The organism is Alteromonas algae, assembly GCF_049117195.1.
Lineage (GTDB): Bacteria > Pseudomonadota > Gammaproteobacteria > Enterobacterales > Alteromonadaceae > Alteromonas.
On the sequence record NZ_CP185260.1, the window covers coordinates 2727414 to 2751220 of the forward strand.

Sequence of the window (23807 nt, forward strand, 5' to 3'; positions counted from 1 at the left end):
AAACCATAAATTAAAAAACTGCCTCTATACTCTCTACACTGGTAGCACAGAATAGGTATAGAGGTAATTATGCAAGAATACATTTCACGAGGCCGTTTACAGGTTGCTACAGAGCTTGATTCGTTCATCAATCAACAAGCATTACCTGGCACCAACGTAGAGCCCACCGCATTTTGGGAAGGTGCAGAAGCCCTGTTCGCAGAATTCATTGGTCAAAACCGCGCGTTACTCGAAAAACGCGAACAACTTCAGCGCGCTATTGACGATTACCACAAAGCCGGTAATAAGCCTGTTGGTGATGATTACACTTCGTTTCTAAAGAAGATTGGTTATTTGGTAGAACAGCCTAGCGCGGTGACTGCAACGACAACAAATGTCGATGCGGAAATAGCCACCATGGCTGGCCCTCAGCTGGTAGTGCCCATCAACAACGCACGCTATGCACTTAACGCGGTAAATGCGCGTTGGGGTAGCCTGTATGACGCACTTTACGGCACCGATGTCATTAGTAATGACAATGGCGCCGAGCCTGGCAAAAGTTACAACCCCGTTCGCGGCGAGAAAGTGGTTGCTAAAGCAAAGTCTTATTTAGATGGGATGATTCCATTAGCTAAAGGTAGCCATGCAGACGTTACACAGTACAAGGTAGAAACCGGCAAGCTCGCAATGATGTTAAGCGACGGCGATGTTACCACCCTTGCGAACACAGAGCAGTGGCAAGGTTACCAGGGCGATATCAGCGCACCTACGGCGCTGCTGTTTGTTCACAACGGCCTTCATTTTGAAGTACAGCTAGATAAAACGCACCCTATTGGCAAAACCGACCCTGCAGGCGTGAAAGACGTACTTATTGAAGCCGCACTTACCACTATTATGGATTGTGAAGATTCGGTTGCAGCGGTAGACGCTGAAGACAAAACCTTGGTGTACAGCAACTGGTTAGGCCTTATGAAGGGCACACTTAGCGTAAACATGACCAAGGGTGGAAAAGACATCACCCGCACCATGAACGCAGACAGAGTGTATACGCCGTCAAAGCATGCCACGAATCAAGATGCCGTTACGTTAACTGGCAGAAGCTTAATGTTTGTGCGCAACGTTGGTCACTTAATGACAAACAGTGCCATGTTATTTGACGGCGAAGAAGTGCCTGAAGGTATTATGGATGGCTTAGTGACCTCACTTATTGCCAAACACGATTTGCTTGGCAACAGCACTTTTAGCAACAGCCGTGAAGGCAGCATTTATATTGTTAAGCCTAAAATGCACGGGCCTGAAGAAGTGGCCTTTGCTAATGCGTTGTTTGGTCGTATAGAAACCATCATCGATGTACCCACAAATACTCTTAAAATGGGCATAATGGATGAAGAGCGCCGTACCAGTGTAAATCTGCAAGCGTGTATTGCAGAAGCAACAGACCGCGTTGTATTTATCAACACCGGCTTCCTAGACAGAACGGGTGATGAAATTCATACCAGTATGCTAGCCGGCCCATTTGCAGATAAAGCCACGCTTAAAACCATGCCTTGGATTAAAGCCTATGAAACGGCGAACGTTGCTGTAGGTTTGCGCTGTGGCCTGTCTGGTAAAGCGCAGATCGGTAAAGGTATGTGGCCCATTCCTGATGAAATGCAAAACATGATGGACACTAAAATTGGCCACCCGAAATCAGGGGCAAATACCGCATGGGTACCCTCACCGACCGCGGCAACGTTACACGCGCTGCATTATCATGATGTAAACGTATTTAGTGTACAACAGCAGCTGGATAAAACGTTTAGTGGGTTAGACGACATTCTGACTATTCCACTATTGGCTGATGCCTCTACCTTAACCCGTGATGTTATCAAGCGTGAAATAGATAATAACGTTCAAGGCATCTTAGGGTATGTCGTTCGCTGGGTACACCAAGGTGTGGGCTGCTCGAAAGTGCCTGACATCAACGATGTTGGCCTAATGGAAGACCGCGCAACACTGCGTATTTCTTCACAGCACATTGCTAACTGGCTTGAGCACGGCATTGTAAGTGTCGACCAAGTAAAAGAGTCGCTACGCCGCATGGCAGTATTAGTAGATGAGCAAAATGCCGGTGACGCCGAATATATTCCAATGGCGCCGGACCTTGATAACTCAATAGGCTTTTTAGCGGCAAGCGATCTTATCTTCAAAGGCAAAGAACAGCCAAGTGGCTATACCGAGCCACTTCTTCATGCAAGAAGAAGAGAAATGAAAGCGGCACTTGCTGCGCGATAGTCAACATTAAAACTTATAAAGTCGGGCATAGGCCCGACTTTTTTGTCAGCTCTCTTTACTGACCCTTCGTCGCCCTATCCTGTTTAATTAACAAGCAATTGGTTAATTTAGTTTTTTAACACTGGCACGCCTTATGCAATTTTCGTTTATGAAACGTCATTGGATTGCAAAATGAAAAAGCTATTAAACACGCTAACGTTTATTTTTTTCACTCTCAGCGGTTTGACTGCCCAGGGTGCCGTAATCAGCAGTTCGTCAGGGTGTGACACTGCTAACCTAACCTTGAATACTGTTGCTGATGTCAGCTCCGGCAGTAACTATCTTTCGACCTCCTACAATGCATCGCAATGTGCGTATTATTTTGGAAACGATGACGCGCACGGGCTTAGTTCACCCGATCCAAACATTGGCCAACTCAACGACGGGTTACTAAATGGCGAAGGCGGTTTTGACTACCTTCATTTCATCGACACCCCAGATTTACAAGCGCTAGACATCGATGGTGTTGCTAACGACCCGGGTTGGATCCACCTCGCTAACCTAGATAGCCATTTTAATGCGTCTTATTCTAGCATTGGGCCAGCGCCGCTTGGCGACGGTTCTGAAATAGACGGGCGGAATACAACTGCAACCAGCCTAGACAACCTGCTCAACGTGGCATTTAGTTGCACAAGCGGCAGTAGTGGCGATTGTAATGCAGGAACGTGGAGCCTGAATATTCTCGACGTCAGCGGTATTGTGAATATTGTGCAGCAAGTTCTTGGTCAGTATGCACTGTTCGATCAGCTTGCCATTTCAATTAAGTCTGGAAGTGTCAAAGGCAAACACCAATCTATTATCTACAATATTGATTTTAAGGATATATTCGCATCAGAGAACACCCGTTCGGTATTGAACTTGCAAACGCCCTATAATCTAGGCGGTACGTTTAATACGCTAGATATCGGCGGGAAAGGTGCCTCGCATATCAACGTATGGGCCAGAGACCCTGCACAATCGATACAGGTTACATCGCCAGGCATTGTGGGCCTTCTTTGTTTGAGCTTGTTACTTTTGTCTACGCGTCGCGCTATACAGGGTATAAAGAGCTAACACGTTTCACTGTTAAAAATACCGACACCTATTGTTTCGGTATTTTTTTGTTTATTCTTTAGTAGCTTATGGCCTATTTACTTGTCAATTCTATTGGCGCGACGGCATGGTTGGACTACGCTTATATAAGCGCAAGTGCGTGATGACACTGGAAGTAGAACATGTCCGAGCAAGTTACAAAAAAATCCCGTATCGTGCCCATTTTCTCTGGCGGTGGCACCCGTTTAAGTGCCCACATCGGTATTTTAAAAGCCCTTCAAGATTTAAACATTCATTTTGACACCTTAGTCGGGGTTTCTGGTGGGTCTATTATTGCGTCGCTTTATGCAAAAGGTTTCACCGTAGAACAAATGAAACAACTTGCCGTCGATACCGACTTTAAACAGTTTACTGAGTTTTCACTGTGGCGTTTGTTGCGTGAAGGCGGGTTATCGTCGGGTAACGTATTTGAAGCATGGATTGATGCACAACTTGAAGGCGCTACGTTTAAAGATTTACCTATGGCCCTTACCATTTTAGCCACCGACGTAAACGGCGGCGGCCCTGTCTTATTCGGAAAAGACAACACGCCAGACATGAAAGTATCTGAAGCGGTAAGGTATTCAATGTCTATACCCCTCATTTTCTCGTTCAAGCCATTTAAAGAGCATCTATTGGTAGATGGTGCGATTTTATCTGAAGATGCATTATTTGAAGATTGGCAAAAAGATGGCACCCCAACGGTGTGCTTTAGGCTACAAAGCGCTCCGCAAAAGCGCGCAGTGATTAAAAAAAGCGTATTGCTGCTACCGCAGTATGTCAGCATGTTGATACGTACCTTTATGACAGCCATATCACGGGAGTATGTAAATGCAAAATACTGGCATAACACGGTAGTGGTGAATACGGGGGATATTTCTGCGGTAGATTTTTCGTTATCACCAGAAGTGAAACATCAACTTTTCGAACTGGGATACCATACTACAAAAGAATTTTTACCCAAAAAATGTACGCAATTAAACTTACCACAAGACCTTAACACCATTCCCGCTAACGACCCGGTAATTGCCCCACCAGCCTAACCGCGTAAGCGAACGACAAACGCAAAACGCCGTATTTACGTGGGTAAATACGGCGTTTTTCTTTGACGTTTTTTTATTAGTACAGGAGTAACCTGACAACGGTTAGTTGATGTTGTAAAAGCCGCGATACCAATCAACAAACGCTTTGACGCCCGTCTCGACCGATGTAGACGGCTTGTAACCTGTATCAGCAACTAACGACGACACATCAGCATACGTGTCTGGCACATCACCAGGCTGCATAGGTAATAGCGCTTTTTTCGCTTCTACGCCCAGTGCCTTTTCTAGCGTTTCAATAAAGCTTAAAAGGTGTACCGGTGTTTGCGCGCCAATGTTGTACACTTTATACGGCGCTTTGCTGCTACTTGGGTCTGGTTTTTCACCGCTCCATGCATCGTTTGGCGCGGCAACTCTATCCAGTGAGCGTACTACCCCTTCAACAATATCGTCGATATAGGTGAAGTCTCTACGGTGATTACCGTAGTTATATACGTCTATGGTTTTGCCTTCTAAAATAGCTTTAGTAAATTTAAATAATGCCATGTCTGGGCGACCCCACGGGCCGTATACGGTGAAAAACCGTAAGCCAGTGGTAGGCAAATCATAAAGGTGGCTATACGTATGCGCCATTAACTCATTGGCCTTTTTAGAGGCTGCATACAAGCTAACTTGATGGTCGACATTATGCTGCTCTGAAAACGGCATAGTCTCATTTGCACCGTATACCGAGCTTGACGAGGCATACACCAAGTGCCCCACTTTATTATGGCGACACCCTTCAAGAATATTTACAAACCCTACCAAGTTCGAATCGACATATGCATTAGGGTTTTCTATCGAATAGCGCACACCGGCTTGCGCCGCAAGATGCACGACGCGGTCAAACTTTTGTGCTTCAAAAAGGTTTGCCATGCCATCGCGGTCTTCAACACCCATCTCTATGAACGTGAAGTTATTTGCCGCTTCGCTGGTTTTTATCGAATCTAAACGTGCGTACTTTAGTGCGGTATCATAGTAGTCATTAATGTTATCAATACCGACCACCTCGTCACCTCGGTTTATTAAGTATTGAGATACCGCAGCACCGATAAAGCCGGCCGCGCCGGTGACAAGTATTTTCACGAGGTTTCCTTGTAAATCAACAATATATTATTATTCTGAATGCTTTGGCATGAAAACATGCTTTCCAAATACAGCCTCAACAATGCCTCTAACCGCTTTTACCGAAAGATGGTATACCAATAAAGTCACTGGCATCTTACACCATTGCCCTCTCGCCCAAGCACAAGCACTCGCTAAAGATAGCCACTGTACTTCGCACAACGGATGATGAGGCGATAATGCCTTTAAAAAGATTTTATCGTATATCCAAAGCTTGAATTTTGAAACTGGTAAATCATCAGCTAAAGAAGAAGGTAATGCAAACATTAGCTTTGCACTACTGTACCTGCACGCCAAAAACAGTTCTTTATAAAAATTTGTTTGCTTAGCGAGCGATATCGTCTTTTCCCAAAACTCTTCAGAGCCGTAGGTCTTAACTATAGAGGCAATATCATAAAGGTCTCTATGGGACTGCTTAAACGTTTCATTGAATATCAAGTGCACACAAGAGTGCAACAACATTGCATGAGGTTGAAGCACGGTAACACCATTCACTTCATGTGTTTCATTAAGAAACGCCTGTATGTCAGGTGCCTTCCCAGATATTGGAGGAACTAAATTGTGGTGAAGATCCACTACAGTCCCTCTTCTAGATTGTATTAGAGGAGGTATTTCGTGAGCCCACTCTCTATAATACCTATCATCATAATCGTTTACTGGTTTACTAATCCACCCTTTCAACAACAAGCTCTTTTCTATTGCGTCCAGAGACTCCTTAGGCACTAGTACATCTATGTCAGAAAACAAACGCCCTTTAGCTAACGGCATCTCAGCCAAGCAATAAGCGGCCCCTTTCAAATATAAACATAATGGCGTAACACTTTTGATAGACTGAGAAAGAAGAGAAACTTCATATTTCAAATGATGAGCTTGCCTCTCAGCCATAACAATAGCATTGAAGAGGTGCTGTTTTGCTACGAGAGGGAGAGATTCGATAATGTTTAACTCGAGGCTTTTACAAGCAAAGTGAGAAAGTAGCCTCTCAAACCTTAGAATTTGGATAAAGGACAGCCACCATAATTCAGACTTATCTTTACAGCTCTCAGGGTGCAAAACAGAGTTAATAAATTCTTTTTCGGATATGTGTTGATTATGCAATGACATCGTCTTCCAAAAACTTTTGAAGTTCCTCTAGATTGTTATAGTGAACTTCAAAAACATGGTTTTCTTCAACTAATTTAATCAATGAATTAAAGCCTTCAGCACCTAATACGCCATAATTAAATGCATTGTTTGTCATTGTTGAAAATGCCTCGGCCTTTGTGAGCTCGTAAACATCACAGAACGTGTTAGGGCTGTATTTAGGAAATACAATTGCACTGACGGCCGCTTTGTCAAAACGAGCATCCCATGATGACTTAGGAGGCGACAAATGCACCACATCCCCCTTGTGTGTATTCGTTGATACGCAAGAAAAACGGCCTTGTGGAAACCACTCTTTCGCTAAGGATATTGCGTTATTTTTTAAACAAATAGGCCTAACGAATGGTGTCACTTCGTTAGTTCCAGGAGTAATAAGTGCCATTTCATCAGACAATAATCGCCAACCATTATGGCTCAACCAACTCGTAAGTGTACTTTTACCAGAGCCTGGGGGCGCAGGAAACAACACTGCTTTATTACCTTTCGCCAGAACAGCTGAATGTAGAATAACATCCCGGAATTCATGGGCACTAACTATCCAGTTTAGGCCCCATTCAAACATAGCGAGCGATTTATCAAATGACATCGGGAGAAAAGGCTCTCTCTGATCACAGAAAAAACGGGTTTGCGGTTTAAAGAAGCGTCGAATGAGGCCTGACTGTTCTAGCCTGACCTGATAATTAGGAGTAATCTCTTCGTCAATCTGCGTTATCACATCACTGTAAAGCAATGAAAGATTGTCTGAAACGAAATCTATATCGGTTTTTAGTTCAAAGGAGAAAGGATAAGTATTTAAGAAGGTGCTTTTTAATGCCATTCGCTTTTTATAAAACCTTTCTTAACAAGTTCGGTTTTCACTATACGTTGTTGCTCATCACCGGCGGTGTTATTGCCTAACGCTGTAAGCAATGATGACAAGCTTTCCGAGGTTACAAACACTTCGTTACTGAAAGTAGAATAAATCGCCACACCGCTACAATCAGAAAAGGCGTGATATATCACGCCCTCTTCCAATACCTCAGCCAATGCTTTAGGCATGATTACCGTTTAGTAGAGTTTCTAACTCTTGCGCCATTGCTGTTTCTTTACCGATCGCATTATTATGAAGATAGTTAGCAAACGCATTAATGTCAGGGAACAACCCGCGATAAGCTTGACCTGATGCGTTCGATGAATTGAAGAGCACAGGGAAATGAATCGTTTGCCCGTCCAACGTTCTACCATGGTTGGCAGCATTAAGAATCATCTCTGCGATATAACAATTAATATTTCCGGGCCCCGCATACTTCCCGTTTATATTACCGTTTCCGTTACCACCACCTGGGTTCTGAAGTATTTCTAAAAGAGTGAGGTTTTGAATTTGGCTATCGCTTAATACATTACCGTTTTCATCTTTAAAGGTACCTGAAATACCGTGCCCAAAAGGTGCTCCACCTGTCATAGAGTAATAGGTTGCAGTTACTGGAACTGTTCCCCAGTGACCCGTATGATTTTTCCAAAATCCAGGAGAAAGTAGCGAAATTGATGAATCTCCGGCGAAATCAGAACCGTGCCCAGATGCTGCTATTGAACCTGCAATAAGGGAATCTTGCCCCCAAACAGATGCCGCTGGAAGCGAAGCAAGAATAACACCCGCTGATGTTTTCTTCAGAAATTTACGGCGAGATTTGACTGCATCTACGCCTTTATTTGACATATTGTCCATATTTGCTACTTCCTATTTACCCGATAAACCCGACATGCAAAACTCACACCAACAATAAAAACCTTGCATTTCATAAGCTTGGCAACTCTATTTATCTGAAGTGTAAAAAAATTCGACGCTCTTACGTAGACATTAAGTATACTACCATTTGTACAGGTGGCAACCTTCTATCCTACTTAGGCCGCTTAATTACAGCAAGACAGCCTAATAAATTTTACCGTGCAACAACACGCATAAATATAACAGTTATGGAGTATCTTTATAATAGAACTAGCAAAACGGCTAAACTAATCTGTACTAACGAAATACATCAAATGACAATTTTCTACGTCATCCACTGACCATAAGAGTGAGAAAACATCGTCTGAAGTGTTCAGCTCCCTCATCCGAATGGTTATCCTCTACGTTATATGTGGCATCAATAATCTCATCTGCTCTAAGTCGCTGTTGGATAGCAGCTGTCGTCGGAAAATGCTTTAACCACCAATGTATACAATGTACTTAAAAATCAATTATCTAGCATGTTTTATGAAGGCAAGTAAAAATTGCAACCAACAAAATGTTACGGTACGCCGAAACCGAGCGCTTATTATCAGCAACATTCTAAGCACAATACTTCTTATACATGGCCAGATCGCACAGTGTACTAAAAAAGTCCTTCTACTGTTGTAGTAGATTGCGGACTTTAACAACGGGAATAGCGTAAGAAATACCAGATGGGTTTGATAATGCACTCTCCAATGTATCTTTAACTAGTACTTTATTTATTACTCCAATTACATGCCCAGTCAGTGGATCATACATTGGACTACCGCTATTGCCGGGGAATGCTGTGGCGTCTAGTTGGTAAATTAAAGACAAGTCATCAAGACGTGATAACATTTTCGTGGAGAGTTGAACTGAATTCATGACAGGGATAGCATCTGGCGTAATGGCAGCAACAATACCAGTATGTGTTGCTGGAAAAAGTCCAAGAACCGCGCCAATTGGAAAGCCAGTAAAAGCAATTGAAGTACCAGGCTTTCTTAGTTCGTCTTCGCCAAGAACTAAGGGGCTCACTACCCCTTCTATTTTCAGTGCTGCTAGGTCGTTTTTAGGGTCTATCTTATCAATAGTTGCTTTTAATGCCTTAACATTCTTGCCTTCTCCAGTTAGCACGACAAAGTGCTCTACCACTGTAGGGTCGAGAATTTCAGAAACTACATGGTAATTAGTTATTACAATGCTGCCATCTTGTACTGCGAATCCCGTTCCCATTATTTTTGGCGCGCTATGTTTGAGCGGTGAATGCAGTGCGATGGCGACAGTACTGTAGCTTACCTTTTCGACAACGTTTATAAAGTTGTTTTCCGCACATTCGGCTTCACGCATACCGAATGACAGCAAAATGATGATGAGCGTTTTAAACATCACTGTTTTCAAATTATAATCCTCATAAATTGTTCAAAAAAATAGTATATTGAGCATACGCAAGCTTCCAGCTTTCGATTATAGAGAGTAACACACTAATATGCTTAAGCAGCTAGCCCTATTCTTAATAAACCCACTCAATTTATGTGTGATATGTTTGGCAATCTCCATTGTAATTCGCAAAAAAAATCGTAGTGGTGCACGCAAATTTTTAGTAAGTGGCATATCTATACTGCTCCTCAGTTCACAGTTTTTTGTGTCTGATTTGTTACTGCGACCGTTGGAAGGATTTGCAAAAAAGCAGCAACCTCAAAAAAGTTCGTATGCATTCATAGCCCCCCTAGCGTGTTTCTATGATACAAGTTCCACACATATTGAGATTAGTAAATGGTCAGAATGTTCGTTGCAACGATTAGCTCAAGCGGCTATTGAATATAAAAAGCGCGGTAATCTCGAAACGAAAGTCCTTTTATCCGGAGGTTACTTTTTGCACGACACATCGATAGGATACGCAGACAAAGCTAAAAAGCTTTTAGTGTCTTTGGGTATAAACGAACAGGCAATTATCGCGCTAAATAAAGGTACATCTACCACCGAGGAGTTGACTTACATTAAAGCGTTTGTAGAAAAAGAAAATACACTCATAATTTCTTCAGCCACTCACCTCTATCGAATAAATGAACAAGTTAAGCAAAAAGTAAACATTGATCTTCTTGCCGTGGATTTTATCAGTAGTGGGGTCAACGAATTCCATATCAATTATCCATCTCCATCAGCTATTCAAAATTGCCAACATGCATTATACGAATATTCTGCGCTACTGAGGGATAGAATCATGCTGTAAGCTTTAAATAGTAAATTCAACTAATTAGACATCAATAGAAGGTAGCAACACTAGCATTTAATCTTTAAATGTCATTAAAATTCACTATGTTTATCAATGATTAAATATAATTTTGGTTTACAAGAAAAACTGCTATATTAAAGTTAATGGCAAAGATTAGTGGGTATTGGTAGTGGGCAAAGAAAACCCGAAAAGTATTCTTGATAGAGTTACCAATTTAGTTGGAAATAAGAATAAGCTCGGCAAATTGCTATCGGGCTATAGCCGCCTGCGAGAAGCAAACTATATATCATCCCATTTTTCTAGTTACCTTGAGCCAGTTGTTGCAACAGATGAACAACTAAAAGAAGAAGTTTTCAGAATTAGACACAGTGTGTACTGTGAAGAGCTAAATTTTGAGCCCGTCAACGAATCTAAAATGGAGAGAGATGAGTTTGACGCCCACTCACTACACTGCCTAATTAGACATAGAACAAGCAACAATTTTGCTGGAACCGCTCGTATTGTCCGCCCGTTAAATGAAGGTGAACTATTACCTATTCAAAAGTATTGCTTGAATTCAATTACGCACAACACGCTAAATCCCAACTTTTTTCCGAAGCATGAGATATGCGAAATATCGAGGCTTGCAGTTCCAAACACATTCAGAAGAAGGCAGATGGATAAGTTTTCAGGTTCAGCTACCGGTGTAATAGATCAAGAAAACTATTCAGAAACAGAGCTACGATGCTTCCCTTTTATTGCTGTAGGCTTATATTTCACCGCGGCATCGCTAGTAATGCAAAGTGGTATTAAACACGCTTTCGTTATGATGGAACCAAGACTTGCGAGAAGCATGGGGTTTGTTGGAATAAAATTCACTCAAATTGGGCCAGTTGTTGACTACCACGGTAAACGCGCCCCCTACTACATTAATCAAGAGCTGTTGTTTGAAAATTTGAATCCAAACTTCAAATCAATGTTAAACGATATCAACGAAAAAATTAAACGCTCCCATTAAGCCACCGCATACTGTAAAAGGCTTTTATTCAATGCACGATTTTGAAGCACTAAAAACACGCTCGTTGACCACACTATTGATCGAGAAAGGGTTTGCTCCAGCTCAAATATTAACCTCAGACGAATATTGTACCCAAACCACCTATAACCCAAATTATCCAATTAGCACTATAGTAAAACCCATGCCCGTTGAATCTACTAATGATAGCGAAAGGTATGTTCAGCTGACAACGCTAATTAGCACCGCTAAAGAATATGGGTTTTCCATTCACCCCGTAAGTAAAGGGTTAAACTTGGGATACGGGGGCTTTGAGGCCTACAGCAACAGTGTAATTGTCGATCTAAGTAATTTTACTAGAATTAATAACTTTGACGAAAAAACAGGCCAAATCACTGTAGAACCAGGCGTTACGCAAGAAGCGATAAGTCAATTCCTAAAAGATAAGGGTAACGTGTTTATTCACGATACAACCGGCGCTCCGAAACAAGCGAGTGTAGTAGGAAACTACTTAGAACGAGGCTTTGGTCATACACCATTAGCTGAGCATGCAAAAAACATTTTACATGCTCAGGTAATTGTCCCTTTGGCCAAGCACCAACAGCCTGCACTTTTTATAACATCAATGGATGGCGTCCTCACCACGCAAAACAAAATTAAAACATATAATATTGGGCCAGACAGCACTGGCCTTGTAATTCAAAATAATATTGGGGTGGTTACATCGTTGACGATTAAGCTGCTTCGCACTCCTTCTCAATTTGTTGCGTATTTTATCCCTTTCAACAAAAGCATTGCTGGCGAAATGATAGATGTTTGTGCACAGCTTCGCGCACAGGGCACTATACACAGTGCAGCGCATATAGGTAATAACATAAAGTCACTTCAGCTTTTAGCTGTAGAGTATCCTGGCCTTATCGATTCATATAATCTGAATGATCTAGAAAAAGCGATGAATAGTCTTCACTTGGACGACTGGACGTTGTCAGGTGGCTTTTATGGCACGCGTGCTCAAGTCTCTGCGCACAAAAAAGACTTAAAAAAAGCAATGAGAACACTGTCATTGACTCCTATATTCATTGGCCCAAAAATGCAAAAAACGTTAAGAACACTAGAACGTTATTTAGCGAAGTATAAAAACAAAATAACCCGTGCAATTCATAGCAAGCACCAATTCATTAGGAAAATAGCCGCGAAGCTACTTATGGTACCCGGGTTAAATGCATTGTGCGATATTAAGCAAGGCACTCCTTCTAATTACTTCTTAAAAAGTATCTATTGGCGAAATTTGCAAAAACGTACCATTGGCAATTTATCGCCTGAGGTCGATAATGTTGGTTTGTTGTGGGGGGCGCCATGCTCTTCAATAGAAAGCACTGCTTTTTCCGCAATAACACAACTAATGGAAAATAAGTGTCAAAAATATGGTCTTGAATGCCCAATCTCCGTCACACTTCTGAACGATAGAACTATGGAATCGGTGTTGTCACTATCATTTGATAGGGGTAACGAGGCTGAGGTCAACAACGCGATGAACTGCTACGAAGAGATAATGTTATGTGCTGCCGAAATAGGGTTTGTGCAATATCGAATGTCTACTTTTGCCAATTCATTTCTAGAGTACAAGCATCTATTCATAGACAAGCCCTTGCTAAATCATAAAGCATTGCTTGACCCGTGTAATGTGATCTCTCCCAGCAAGTACAGTTTAATGTCAGATAATTTTACAACTAAATAACCTTAAAAATAAAAACCCTTTAAAAACATCGAGTTAAATATTGGCACGCAACCTGCTTTATCTAGTCGTAAATATCTCAACGGAGTGTCAAACATGAAACTTACAAGCATTTTTAAATACGCAGCAGTAGCTGGCGTAATGGCTACAGCAACGCAAGCGAACGCTGGAATCTCTACAACTGCATATTTAGAATTGAACAATCTTTTTGTTCAAATCGATACAGACGGTGACAAAGTTGCAGACCCCGTGAACCCTGCATCATTCATTAACCTTCTGGGCGGAACGCGTGAAACAAGCGCATTCGCTAAATATAATGACAGTAGCGACGCTTCAGACGACTCTCAAGGTACTCCTGCGGCTGACTCAGATACTGCACTAGTGTGCCAAGGTCCTTCATGTGGCGTTCTTGGTTTAACAGATAACGGTCAAACGCTAGATGGCGGCTCACTTGTACAAAGCGATGCGTTCCATTTTGCAGCGTCTGACGCATTAGTTGAAGGTAACGCTTTAGGCAATGGCGCTTCGGGCTTTACATATGCAGAAGCAAGCATCGCATTTGGTAATAATGAGTCAGCAGCATCAAACAGTAACATTGCGAACAGTATTGTAAACATGATTACGTTCTCTACAGGTTCAACCATTAACTTGCGTTTCACAGCGCTTATGGATTACTTAGTAGACGCGGTTATCTCAGCTGATTTAGCAAATGATAATACGCAATTTGCTACTGCATCAGCTAAAGCGACATTCGGTATTGGCCTTGTTGATTTTTCTGATGGTAGTGAAGTTGATATCGACGGCTCTACAGGTAGAACGTTTAACGACATCGCATTCGATGCACCGGGCCTTGGTAACTTACTAAGCGTTTCTGGAAACGATGTAGGCTTTGAATCTGGTTGGGCAACGGTTGGACCAGGTATGTACCAGCTTACAATCACTCAGTCTTCGACAGTTCAGGCTACATTAGTGCCAGCACCAGCATCATTAGCATTCACAGCGTTTGGCTTGCTAGGTCTTGGCCTAACAGCACGTCGCCGTAGCGCTAAAAAATAAAGACAATTCATTTGTCATAAGAGCCGGGTCATTTGACCCGGCTTTTTTATTTATGGCGTTACCTCCATAAATCTTGTATCCGCCGACGAATATCGGTAACGTTACCCTATCAATAAAAATAACTACTAAGTAACGATGAAAACAACAACACTGGCGACAATATTAATCGGAACGCTTTTAACCACTGGTTGCACAGAGAAATCGGAACAAGAGCTGCTCAAAGAAGCGCAAGTCGCTAGTCAGTCGGGAGATACCAAGCAAGCGGAAATTCTAATCAAACAAGCTATTGCTCAAAAACCGTCTGACTCTCTTAGATTGCAACTTGCTAGCATATACATAAAGCATGGTGAAATAATTGGCGCAGCAAAAGAGCTAGAGCGTTTAAATATGAAGGTTATTTCTTCTAGTGAGGCTGAAGAAGCCGAGCGCATCAATGCACATATTAGCCTTTTAAATTTTGATCCCGAATACACACCACTATCATCAACTAAGCCAGACTGTACCGTATGTGAACTTGTAACGATGTGGGCAGACTTATCACGTGCTGACACAACTAGTGTCAATAATACAGGGCTAAATTTTTCATCTATCAAGGCAATTGAACTTTTTCGGAGTAAACAACTTACATCTGCTGATGCAACCTCATTAATAGACAATATAAAATTTGAAGAGGAACTCTTAATAATTGCTGACTTAATGAGGCGCAGCAACCAGCCTCAAGGCGCAATACAAGCATATAGCGCTTATAAAGCGAAATTTCCTTCAACAATTAATATCTATCTTCCATATGCCCAAGCACTTGTCGCTTTGGGTGAGTATCAACAAGCCGAAGCGCTAGTCGACACTACACTTGCTAAGTTCGAAAAAAACCCTGTTGCCAATTATCTTAAAAGCCTAGTACTGCTGAGCGAAGAGCGTTATTCCGATGCACTTAATTATGTATCACTTGCAGATACATATGGTATGAACTCTGCTTCTGCCTCACTTACCAAAGGCACGCTTGAATTCAACGAAGAAAAGTACGAATCAGCGCTATCTAGCTTTCAAAAAGCGGTTTCTCTGTCGCCAAATAACGAATTGGCAAACGCAATGCTAATTGCAACTCAAGTTAAGCTTGGAATTGGTGACGACGCACTGGCAAAACTAGCGAGCGCCGATAGTTATTCGCCTATTGAATTAGCCTCGATAGGGCAATTAATTGGCAAGAATAAAGACGCCCCGGAATGGCAACAAATTCAGAACAAGCTCGATATACAAAGCAGTCCAACTGGGAAAATCCTTTTCGGGCTAATCGACCTGGCTAAGAAGGGAGAATCAGACATACTTGGTAAACCTGGCGATGAAAATGATGAAGGTTACAACCTCATTCAGGTGTCGATGCTATTAAACCAAGCAAAGTTTGATGAGGCGTTGGAGTATGTTAATAAATGGTTAGCTCGCACTAATGAAAAAGCGGTAGTGCTGAATTACAAGGGTGCCATTCAAGTTGCAAACAATGATAGAGCGGGTGCCGATAAAACATTTAAAGAAGCACTTTTGCTTAACCCTAACAACAGAGCTTCTCGCATGTTTTTTGCTCAGTCTCACGCATTAAATACTGATTATGAAAGTGCGTTAGATGAGCTTAATCTGATACTTGAATATAACGTTGTCGATTTAGCTACACTTAAATTATTTATGGCTTTTGAGCAGCTAGTGGACAATGAGTCATATAGAGATATATTTATTCAGCACCTGGATAACGCTATCGAAGGTGCAGAACAGAAAATAGGGTTTCAACTGCTCAAAGCCGGTTACCTTGCCGTGACAGCTAGCTACCCACTCGCACAGAACGCATTAAGTAATGTAGACAGTGAGCGTGCTGAAAGCATTAACCAGTATTGGGAAATACTATTCTTTATCGCTACTGAACAGCGTAAATTACGAGAAGCTGAAGACGTTTACAACAACTGGAAACGAACATTCCCATCAAGCTTACGACCCATTCACGCAATGGCTACATATTATGAAACGGTAGGGCTAACTAAAAAAGCGATAGAAGTACTAGAGAGATCGCCATTAGCGGTAATGAATCCGAATGACCGTATTGCTACTAACGCTAAACTTGCTCTACTGTATATAACAGCGGGAGATTTAACTAAAGCGGAATACACGTTAGCAAAACTAAGAGTGAATGAGTTTACGCCCAAATCGGCATTAAGCTATGTAGAAGGCTTCTTAGCTTTTAGAAAGGGCGACCTTAAAAACAGTGCGCGACATTTAGAAATAGCATACGAAGCAGGTCGGTCACATCACGTTTTAAGGTTGCTATATGTAGTTAATGTAAAGTTAGGAAAAGACTCTCGTAAACTCCTTGAGCGACACGTAGCACAATACCCTAACGATAGAGCATCGAAAGCGTTATTCGCTGAAAGTTTAATTGGGAAAGACAATAGCGCCGCAATTACGCTTTTCACCTCGCTTATTGACACCGACATGAGCGACGGTGACGTTTATAACAATCTTGCATGGGCCTATTACTTAGAAAAAAATTACGATCTTGCGTTATCTTTCTCGACAAAAGCACTCGATTTGAAGTCTGATAATGACGAGTATGTAGACACTATGCTCAGAGTATTAACTAAGCTAGAACGCTTTGACGATGTAATTTCTTATAAAGACAAAGCATCTTCTCAAAAGACCAAGTTATTTGTCGCAAATGCTCTCATCGTCACAGGGGATGAGCAAGCGGGCAAAGCGCTGCTGAACAAAATTACCCCCAGTTCATTAGCAAAAGAAGACAGAGCTCTTTTTGACGCTATTAATTAACCCGCTTAAAACATTAAGGTGCTAACTACAAAGTGGGTGGACAATATCGAATGGTCGGTATTGTCCTCCTTTTTAGACGAACTATGCCCGACGAACAGCGGCCCTTTTCTAACTTCGCATTTTCTTCAAAGCTGGGTAATATCAAAGCAAGCTTCTTTATGTGCCTTCGTTTTGTTTGAAGACGAAAAGCCTGTGTGTATGGTACTTATTGGTAGGCAGACAAAACGTAAATTCGGTTTTAAGATCAATGTAGCGGTTTTAAACCAAGCAGGTAACGCCATCGATGACCAAATATGGATAGAATACAATTCGTTGATTGGCAATAGCCAATACCACTCAATATTTTTTAATGAACTCATCAACGCATTGGCTAACCGAAAATTCGATATGTTGTCCGTATCGATGTCAGAGGGAGACCATAACTATATTAGTCAACATCAGCAGCGTTACATAAATAAACACACTATATTAGGCTACACAACACAGCTCAACAGGCATACAACGCAGGCTTCCCTCACCGAAAAGCTTTCTGCTAACAGCCGTTCCAAGGTGCGGAGGAGTGAAAGAAAGCTTCGTGAAAGGTTTGGTGAATTGCGTATAGAAGTTGCAGATAATGATGAACAACGACATGCCTTTTTCAACGATCTATCAAAGATTCATATAGCAAGGTGGGGCAGCACTCCAGAAGGAAGTGGGTTCGAAAATTCAGTATTTTTAAAAACGATAAAAAAGCTGGCTTTTGAGCATTACGAATTTACAGACATTGCAAAAGTAACGGCCGGCGAATTCGTTCTTGGCTATACACTGAATTTTATTTTTAACGACACTGTGTATTTTTATTGCTCTGGAATAAATAATATTCTTAACGACAAACACATCAAGCCAGGCTATACCATGCACCTTCATCTCATGGCGTATTATGCTGCTTTGGGGTATAGGCAATACGATTTTATGGGGGGAGATAGCCAATATAAGCGAACGTTGGCTGACAAGACTGTTGAATTTAACAGTGTGTCATTAACCCTTGATACACTCACTGGTAGAGCAATAAGAGCGGCAAACAAACTAGTAAAGGGTTTCAGAAAATTTAAAGCGCTTTTAAAACCCTCGCTGGGTTCCCACCAACAATAACCTTTTCAGGCACATCATCAATAACAACGGCCCCAGCAGCCACTACGCTACCTTTACCTACATTAGCCATAATCAATGCGCCATTACCAAGCCAACAGTTTTCACCAATTGTCACTTTTGTAAATGTACCGCCCTGGTCTTTAATGGGCTTGCTTGTATCTGAAAAATTATGCTGCCCTTTCCCACTCATAATATGCACACCACTGCCAAGAAGTGTATTTTCACCAATACTGCATTTACCAATATTACACTGCGGCCCAATGTAACACCCCGCTGCAATACTGGTGTCTTGCTGAGAAAACAACGTACCGAACGAAATGACTGCATCGGGTGAGCAATGTGTAAACGTGAACCGATAAAACCCTGCGCGCAAATAGCCCCCTATCTTGCCGGGGAAAAGCGATAAAAACTGACCAAAACCAGTAATAAGCGCATCTTTATTTAACACCAAAGATAAAAGCGCATACAAAATAGTGACGGGGCTAATCACTAATGCAGCCAACAAAAACACCACCTGCTTAACTAATTGCTTCATAATGCCTCCAGCGATGCCTTAAGCGGCTGCAGTTGTTGCTCCCAACTGTAAGTAAAGTGTAATGCATCAAACGCTTTCAATGCGCGTGCACTGGCTGTGTCAGTTTCTTTTACACACGCTATGCAAGCCTTTGAAAAAGCGGCTGCATCATCGGCAATCCACATAGTGTCAGCACCCGCATAGCTAATCCCCTCCGCGCCCATACTTGTAGTAACTACTGGCAATTTACATGCTGCCGCTTGCAATACTTTATTTTGCACGCCTCTCGCTAACCTGAAAGGCGCAACAAAGGCCGTTGCGTTATGAAAGTAAGGCAGTATGTCGTCAACAAAGCCGGTTACTGCAATATCATCGTGCTGTACGGCTAAGGCTTGAATCTCTTTTGTCGGGTTCATACCCCCCACGGTAAATGTGGCATTGGGTAATTCTTGTTTAATGCTAGGCCAACACTTTTCAACAAACCACAGTACAGCGTCAACGTTGGGTTTATAGTCCATCACGCCGGTAAAGAGGTAGTTTATATTGGTAGCGTCACTGGCCTTTTTTGCAGGGTAAAACGCCGAAAAATCCAACCCGTTGCCTAGCACTTTCACGGGGTTCTGTGCACACACGTTTTGTTTAAACAACCGTGTTTCTTCACTTGCAATTAGGAAGGTGTCGTCAAACTCTTTATTTGCTTTTGCTTCTAGCGCACTAATCTTCTTACTTTCACGCTTGTATACCATACTCATAGGCCACGATGAAGACGCAGCGTACTGGCGCCACTTATCTGAGTCTACGTCCATCATATCCATGAATAACGCACAATAACGCTCGTTGTAAGCCGGCGAATTAAATACGTAATAGCCTAGGCTTGAGGCGGAAAGCAGTAAAGCATCACACCGTTCACGTAACTTTTCATCTACCGCATGTTGCAGCGTTTTATTATAAAAAGCACCCACACTTATTGCTTCATTGTGCAGCATGGCCCACGCATATCTTGTAGCCTTTTTTCCTAACGTGAAAACGGTTACCGATATGGCGAGCTTCTCACTTAACGCACGTGCGTCTTTTTTATCTTGCGCATTCTCAGCTAAGCTTAATACCTCAACGTTATGCCCTAACTCGGTTAAAAACTTAATTTGATGATACGTTCTAAGCTTTTCGCCTTTATTAGGGGGGAATGGCACGCGTTGAGACACAACGGTAATAGTAAGCGGCTTAGCCATGCATAATGTCCATGAAGATGAGGTAAATTCCTGCGCTTATAGTACGTTGAAGGGGCTAATTGGTCAAAACTACAAAAAGCAATAGTTTCTGATAGTTGAACACTCGCGCTATACATTGGCATTAACGTGTAACTAATATAAAGTAGCAACGATATGTAAAGTCACGGAAGAAGTAGAAGTAGAGCCACATGCTGTTTAACGTATTTCGTTTAGAAAACTCAACCCGTAAGTTACAACGTGGCTTCTTTACAATAGGCATTCCCTGCCCCATTGGGTTGTTTTCAGTAACAGACCCACTTTCGATAACAGACGATAGCAATCCCCCTACCAACGTGGCAGTCGACATCACTCACCTTTGGCACGACGGCTCGGTGAAGTGGTTACTAGCAAAAGGCGTGGCAACAATTAATGCGAATGAAACACGTAACTTTTCTATAGGCAAGGCCGACAATGAACCGAGTACCTTTAAAAACCCGGTGAAAGCCGTAAATAATGCATTTGAAATCGCATTGGGTAGCGACACGTTGGTGTTTAACGCAAGCAAGCCGTTTTGTTTTCAAGTAAGTGATAAATGTACGGCATCACTGGCCCAGTTCGATGGGCAGCAATATGAAAACCTTATTTGTGAAGATGTAGAAACGTTTAGTTTTAATGTATTACGAAGTTACAACAAAAATGTAGCGGTTCAAATTCACCAAAAAGGTACGGCACAAATAAGCGATAAGCCGCTGCATGTAGAGCAACTAAGTACGCTCTTTCTTGATACCGGCGATATTATAAGCGACATCACAGTTACAAACCCCGCGGCCTCTTTGCACCCTAACGGACAGTGGGATTTGGGCGATCCTAACGCTATTCATATTTACGAATTATCGCTGTTACTTAACCAACATGCCGACATGGTGGTAATGGGTGACGATCAGCAAGTACTAACACCTTACGATAGTACTGACATACACCAGGCATCGAGTGGCAAACCCAACTGGCAAAGCCCCGTGCATGTGGGCGCAGATGATACCGTTAGCCTTACCCATAAAGGGTATGTTGTCAGTGTGAATGGCGAACAAGTACATTCGGGCGACCAGTGCCAACCTGCCGTAGTAGTTAACGTTAGAGCAAAGCACAATTACTATGTTGAAATGGCCAACTTTTGGCAGCATTTTCCGTCTAGCATTAGCAGCAGTAAAAACCTTACCGCATTAAGCCTTTTAGGGGCAAAAAGCAGTGACCAACAAGAGCTTCAACCCGGCGAGCAACTTACTCGGCGTGTGGTTTTATCGCCCGACAGGTTGACTACGTTTAACGCCACGCTTAACCCTAAGTGGGTACATGAAACTAACGCCCTTCCTTTCACCCCTTTTAATGCCAATAAAGCGTTTCAGGCACTTATTCAACAAGGTGTTCAGGGCAAGCGCAGCTTTTTTGCGAAACGCGATGAAATTGACGAATACGGATGGCGTCATTTTGGCGAGCTGTATGCCGACCATGAGAAAGCCCTTGCTCCACACGAACCGTTCTTTGTGTCGCACTATAACAACCAGTACGACCCGCTTTGTGGCATGCTGAACCAGTGGCTCATTACGGGCGACATGCGTTGGAAGACATTGGCCGACGACCTGGCGAAGCATGTTGCTAATATCGATGTTTACCATACTACGCTTGATAAACCAGAATACTCTGGTGGGTTGTTTTGGCATACCGACCATTATGTGAAAGCACACACCGCCACACACCGTACCTATTCCAAAAACCAGCCTTCTGGAGTGTATGAAGACCATGCAGGTGGCGGCGGCCCTGGTGGCCAACATTGCTACACCAATGGCTTGCTGCATCACTATTTATTAACAGGTAATAACGTTTCGAAACAAGCGCTACTGAGTGTTTGCCGCTGGATAGAAAATTATTATGAAGGCGACGGCACAATCGTTAATGCGCTTCTGTCGCTTAAAAATGCAGGTAGCGATGGGGTTAAAAATGTAAAAACAGGCCAGTACCCATTAGATCGGGGAACGGGCAACTACCTTCAAGCATTAATGGACAAATACACCGTACTAAATACGCCAGAAGATTTACAAAAATGTGCACACATTATTGAAAATACGGTATCGCCTGATGATGATATTTCGCAGCGCAACTTTGAAAATGTTGAATTAACGTGGTTTTACACTGTATTTTTTCAAGCAGTATGCCGTTTTATCCATATTAAAGAACGGCTTGAAGAAAACGATTATGCCTATCAACATGCGGTTAAGTCGTTAAAACACTATGTTACTTGGATGCTAAATAGTGAGTATGTTTATTTAGAAAAGCCTGACATTCTAGAGTTTCCTAACGAAACATGGACAGGGCAAGATATTCGAAAACTTTGCTTATTCGCTTTTGCTAAAGCATACCTACCCGAACTGGCCAATGCTATTGAACAGAAAAAAAACACTATGCAAAAAACATTAATTACGCGGTTAGCCAATAGCGAAGAAAGCCAAACCACCCGAGTACTTTGTTTAATGATGCAAAATACTAATTTTGCGGCTTACGAGGCTATGCCACAACCCATGCCAATAAGCGCCAATTTTTCGGTGAAAAAGCAACGTTACCGTATTACGACGTTTTTAATGACTACGCTTAAAAACTTTTCAATTCAGAAAGAACGCTTGCAGCTTGTTAAGCGCTTTCCACAACTACAAAAATGGCTAGGTAAACCATGAGTGTTAGATTAAGTTTTATCATTCCTCATAAAGGAAGAGAAAACATGCTTATTGCTACATTGGAAAGTATTCAGCAGCAAACGCTACCAAACGATGAGTATGAAGTTATTGTGGTAAGCCAAAATACCGAAGTGTCTGAACAATTGGCTGCATTTAGTAAACTGGTATCGTTAACCGTTATTTATAATAGTGACGATAACACCATTTCGCACTCTCGTAACCTTGGCGCGAAAAACGCTAACGGCGACTATTTAGCGTTTTTAGACGCAGACGTAAGTTTAGCGGCAGACTGGGCCGAGGTAACGCTGCAATTACTCCAATCTCAGCCGCAAACATTACTGGTTGCGGCCATGCAAGTTAACAGTACAGATGCCCCGCCGTTAGAACAGATCCGTACCGCACTGAGCAACGCTGAAATAGACACCACAGTAAGCTTTCTTCCTGGCAGGAACTTACTGTTGCACAAAGATACCTTTACCCGTGTAAATGGGTTCCCTGAACACCTTTTAACGTGCGAAGACTATTACTTCACCGACCAAGTAAATAAATTTGGTAACTTATATTACACTTCGAAAACCCATTATGTTCATCTTGGTGAAGACAAGGCCTTCGCCCCAATGTTCAAAAAAGAAATTTGGCGCGGACAGTCTAATATTGCATCACTACAAGGCCGACGTATACCACTGAGAGAGCTACCCAGTTTCTTCGTGCCATTTGCGGTGGTTATCGGTATGCTAATTTTATTGCTTTGTTTAATGTATTCCCAAACCAACTTCGCTATCATAGCGGCAATGGTGGCAGGGTTGCCTCTTCTGGCGTACACGCTTAGGTTAAAAAAATTGGTTGGCAAACACGTTTCACTGTTTAACTGCCTGCTTTTTTACACCGTGTATTTCCCAGCAAGATCGATTGGAACAGTTTTAGGAGTACGCGGCGCGGTAGGCACCAGCTCGCATAAATAAT

The 23807-nt window shown here is 42.4% G+C and carries 19 protein-coding genes; 11 read left to right on the forward strand and 8 right to left on the reverse strand.

What is annotated here, in order from left to right:
- The first annotated feature begins 69 nt into the window (after nt 1–69).
- From ACOJRU_RS12305 to ACOJRU_RS12315, 3 genes are all read left to right on the forward strand, one after another.
- The gene (locus tag ACOJRU_RS12305; RefSeq protein ID WP_421132033.1) at nt 70–2253 is read left to right on the forward strand and encodes a malate synthase G; all 2184 of its coding nucleotides are present in this window, start codon (nt 70–72) and stop codon (nt 2251–2253) included.
- A gap of 171 nt (nt 2254–2424) precedes the next feature.
- A complete protein-coding gene (locus ACOJRU_RS12310) occupies nt 2425–3345 on the forward strand; it encodes a hypothetical protein (protein WP_421132034.1) in 921 nt (306 codons plus the stop codon).
- Between the two features lie 161 nt (nt 3346–3506).
- Nucleotides 3507–4406, forward strand: coding sequence for a patatin-like phospholipase family protein (locus ACOJRU_RS12315; RefSeq protein ID WP_421132035.1), 900 nt, complete (start codon nt 3507–3509; stop codon nt 4404–4406).
- 102 nt (nt 4407–4508) lie between these two features.
- On the opposite strand, the gene ACOJRU_RS12320 is transcribed toward ACOJRU_RS12315, so the two are convergent.
- The 6 genes from ACOJRU_RS12320 to ACOJRU_RS12345 all read right to left on the reverse strand — a co-directional run bounded on the left by ACOJRU_RS12320 (nt 4509) and on the right by ACOJRU_RS12345 (nt 9828).
- The gene (locus tag ACOJRU_RS12320; RefSeq protein WP_421132036.1) at nt 4509–5528 is read right to left on the reverse strand and encodes an NAD-dependent epimerase; all 1020 of its coding nucleotides are present in this window, start codon (nt 5526–5528) and stop codon (nt 4509–4511) included.
- 30 nt (nt 5529–5558) lie between these two features.
- Complete coding sequence (locus ACOJRU_RS12325; protein WP_421132037.1) at nt 5559–6671, reverse strand: nucleotidyltransferase family protein; 1113 nt, start codon at nt 6669–6671, stop codon at nt 5559–5561.
- Nucleotides 6658–7527: an HprK-related kinase A gene (locus ACOJRU_RS12330; protein ID WP_421132038.1), complete on the reverse strand. Its 870-nt coding sequence runs from the start codon at nt 7525–7527 to the stop codon at nt 6658–6660. The genes ACOJRU_RS12325 and ACOJRU_RS12330 overlap by 14 nt, the downstream gene beginning before the upstream one ends.
- A complete protein-coding gene (locus ACOJRU_RS12335) occupies nt 7518–7748 on the reverse strand; it encodes a hypothetical protein (protein ID WP_421132039.1) in 231 nt (76 codons plus the stop codon). The genes ACOJRU_RS12330 and ACOJRU_RS12335 overlap by 10 nt, the downstream gene beginning before the upstream one ends.
- The gene (locus ACOJRU_RS12340; protein WP_421132040.1) at nt 7741–8415 is read right to left on the reverse strand and encodes a hypothetical protein; all 675 of its coding nucleotides are present in this window, start codon (nt 8413–8415) and stop codon (nt 7741–7743) included. Before ACOJRU_RS12340 ends, ACOJRU_RS12335 begins: the two co-directional genes overlap by 8 nt.
- A gap of 660 nt (nt 8416–9075) precedes the next feature.
- Entirely contained in the window at nt 9076–9828 is a 753-nt protein-coding gene (locus ACOJRU_RS12345; protein ID WP_421134763.1) for a S1 family peptidase, read from the reverse strand.
- Between the two features lie 154 nt (nt 9829–9982).
- On the opposite strand from ACOJRU_RS12345, the gene ACOJRU_RS12350 reads away from it, so the two are divergent.
- From ACOJRU_RS12350 to ACOJRU_RS12375, 6 genes are all read left to right on the forward strand, one after another.
- The gene (locus ACOJRU_RS12350; RefSeq protein WP_421132041.1) at nt 9983–10669 is read left to right on the forward strand and encodes a YdcF family protein; all 687 of its coding nucleotides are present in this window, start codon (nt 9983–9985) and stop codon (nt 10667–10669) included.
- A 172-nt stretch (nt 10670–10841) separates the two neighbouring features.
- Nucleotides 10842–11669, forward strand: a complete 828-nt coding sequence (locus ACOJRU_RS12355) for a PEP-CTERM/exosortase system-associated acyltransferase (protein ID WP_421132042.1) — start codon at nt 10842–10844, stop codon at nt 11667–11669.
- A gap of 31 nt (nt 11670–11700) precedes the next feature.
- Nucleotides 11701–13404 carry an FAD-binding protein gene (locus tag ACOJRU_RS12360; RefSeq protein ID WP_421132043.1) on the forward strand — a complete coding sequence of 568 codons (1704 nt, stop codon included), beginning with the start codon at nt 11701–11703 and terminating at the stop codon, nt 13402–13404.
- 93 nt (nt 13405–13497) lie between these two features.
- The gene (locus ACOJRU_RS12365; RefSeq protein WP_421132044.1) at nt 13498–14457 is read left to right on the forward strand and encodes an EDSAP-1 family PEP-CTERM protein; all 960 of its coding nucleotides are present in this window, start codon (nt 13498–13500) and stop codon (nt 14455–14457) included.
- A gap of 135 nt (nt 14458–14592) precedes the next feature.
- Entirely contained in the window at nt 14593–17265 is a 2673-nt protein-coding gene (locus tag ACOJRU_RS12370; protein WP_421132045.1) for a tetratricopeptide repeat protein, read from the forward strand.
- An 18-nt stretch (nt 17266–17283) separates the two neighbouring features.
- Complete coding sequence (locus ACOJRU_RS12375) at nt 17284–18396, forward strand: GNAT family N-acetyltransferase (RefSeq protein WP_421132046.1); 1113 nt, start codon at nt 17284–17286, stop codon at nt 18394–18396.
- On the opposite strand, the gene ACOJRU_RS12380 is transcribed toward ACOJRU_RS12375, so the two are convergent.
- Both ACOJRU_RS12380 and ACOJRU_RS12385 read right to left on the reverse strand, forming a co-directional pair.
- Nucleotides 18353–18931, reverse strand: a complete 579-nt coding sequence (locus ACOJRU_RS12380) for an acyltransferase (RefSeq protein ID WP_421132047.1) — start codon at nt 18929–18931, stop codon at nt 18353–18355. The genes ACOJRU_RS12375 and ACOJRU_RS12380 overlap by 44 nt on opposite strands.
- A complete protein-coding gene (locus ACOJRU_RS12385) occupies nt 18928–20139 on the reverse strand; it encodes a TIGR03087 family PEP-CTERM/XrtA system glycosyltransferase (RefSeq protein WP_421132048.1) in 1212 nt (403 codons plus the stop codon). Before ACOJRU_RS12385 ends, ACOJRU_RS12380 begins: the two co-directional genes overlap by 4 nt.
- A 188-nt stretch (nt 20140–20327) precedes the next feature.
- Between ACOJRU_RS12385 and ACOJRU_RS12390 the strand changes: the two genes are divergently transcribed.
- Together ACOJRU_RS12390 and ACOJRU_RS12395 are read left to right on the forward strand one after the other, a co-directional pair.
- Nucleotides 20328–22844 carry a hypothetical protein gene (locus ACOJRU_RS12390; protein WP_421132049.1) on the forward strand — a complete coding sequence of 839 codons (2517 nt, stop codon included), beginning with the start codon at nt 20328–20330 and terminating at the stop codon, nt 22842–22844.
- Complete coding sequence (locus ACOJRU_RS12395; RefSeq protein ID WP_421132050.1) at nt 22841–23806, forward strand: glycosyltransferase; 966 nt, start codon at nt 22841–22843, stop codon at nt 23804–23806. The genes ACOJRU_RS12390 and ACOJRU_RS12395 overlap by 4 nt, the downstream gene beginning before the upstream one ends.
- The last annotated feature ends 1 nt before the right edge of the window (nt 23807 follow it).

What these genes read in the sequence shown, in the direction of transcription:
- ACOJRU_RS12305 (WP_421132033.1), top strand. Translation starts at nt 70, where the DNA reads ATGCAAGAATACATTTCACGAGGCCGTTTACAGGTTGCTACAGAGCTT.
- ACOJRU_RS12310 (WP_421132034.1), top strand. Translation starts at nt 2,425, where the DNA reads ATGAAAAAGCTATTAAACACGCTAACGTTTATTTTTTTCACTCTCAGC.
- ACOJRU_RS12315 (WP_421132035.1), top strand. Translation starts at nt 3,507, where the DNA reads ATGTCCGAGCAAGTTACAAAAAAATCCCGTATCGTGCCCATTTTCTCT.
- ACOJRU_RS12325 (WP_421132037.1), bottom strand. Translation starts at nt 6,671, where the DNA reads ATGTCATTGCATAATCAACACATATCCGAAAAAGAATTTATTAACTCT.
- ACOJRU_RS12330 (WP_421132038.1), bottom strand. Translation starts at nt 7,527, where the DNA reads ATGGCATTAAAAAGCACCTTCTTAAATACTTATCCTTTCTCCTTTGAA.
- ACOJRU_RS12335 (WP_421132039.1), bottom strand. Translation starts at nt 7,748, where the DNA reads ATGCCTAAAGCATTGGCTGAGGTATTGGAAGAGGGCGTGATATATCAC.
- ACOJRU_RS12340 (WP_421132040.1), bottom strand. Translation starts at nt 8,415, where the DNA reads ATGGACAATATGTCAAATAAAGGCGTAGATGCAGTCAAATCTCGCCGT.
- ACOJRU_RS12360 (WP_421132043.1), top strand. Translation starts at nt 11,701, where the DNA reads ATGCACGATTTTGAAGCACTAAAAACACGCTCGTTGACCACACTATTG.
- ACOJRU_RS12365 (WP_421132044.1), top strand. Translation starts at nt 13,498, where the DNA reads ATGAAACTTACAAGCATTTTTAAATACGCAGCAGTAGCTGGCGTAATG.
- ACOJRU_RS12370 (WP_421132045.1), top strand. Translation starts at nt 14,593, where the DNA reads ATGAAAACAACAACACTGGCGACAATATTAATCGGAACGCTTTTAACC.
- ACOJRU_RS12380 (WP_421132047.1), bottom strand. Translation starts at nt 18,931, where the DNA reads ATGAAGCAATTAGTTAAGCAGGTGGTGTTTTTGTTGGCTGCATTAGTG.
- ACOJRU_RS12385 (WP_421132048.1), bottom strand. Translation starts at nt 20,139, where the DNA reads ATGGCTAAGCCGCTTACTATTACCGTTGTGTCTCAACGCGTGCCATTC.
- ACOJRU_RS12390 (WP_421132049.1), top strand. Translation starts at nt 20,328, where the DNA reads ATGCTGTTTAACGTATTTCGTTTAGAAAACTCAACCCGTAAGTTACAA.
- ACOJRU_RS12395 (WP_421132050.1), top strand. Translation starts at nt 22,841, where the DNA reads ATGAGTGTTAGATTAAGTTTTATCATTCCTCATAAAGGAAGAGAAAAC.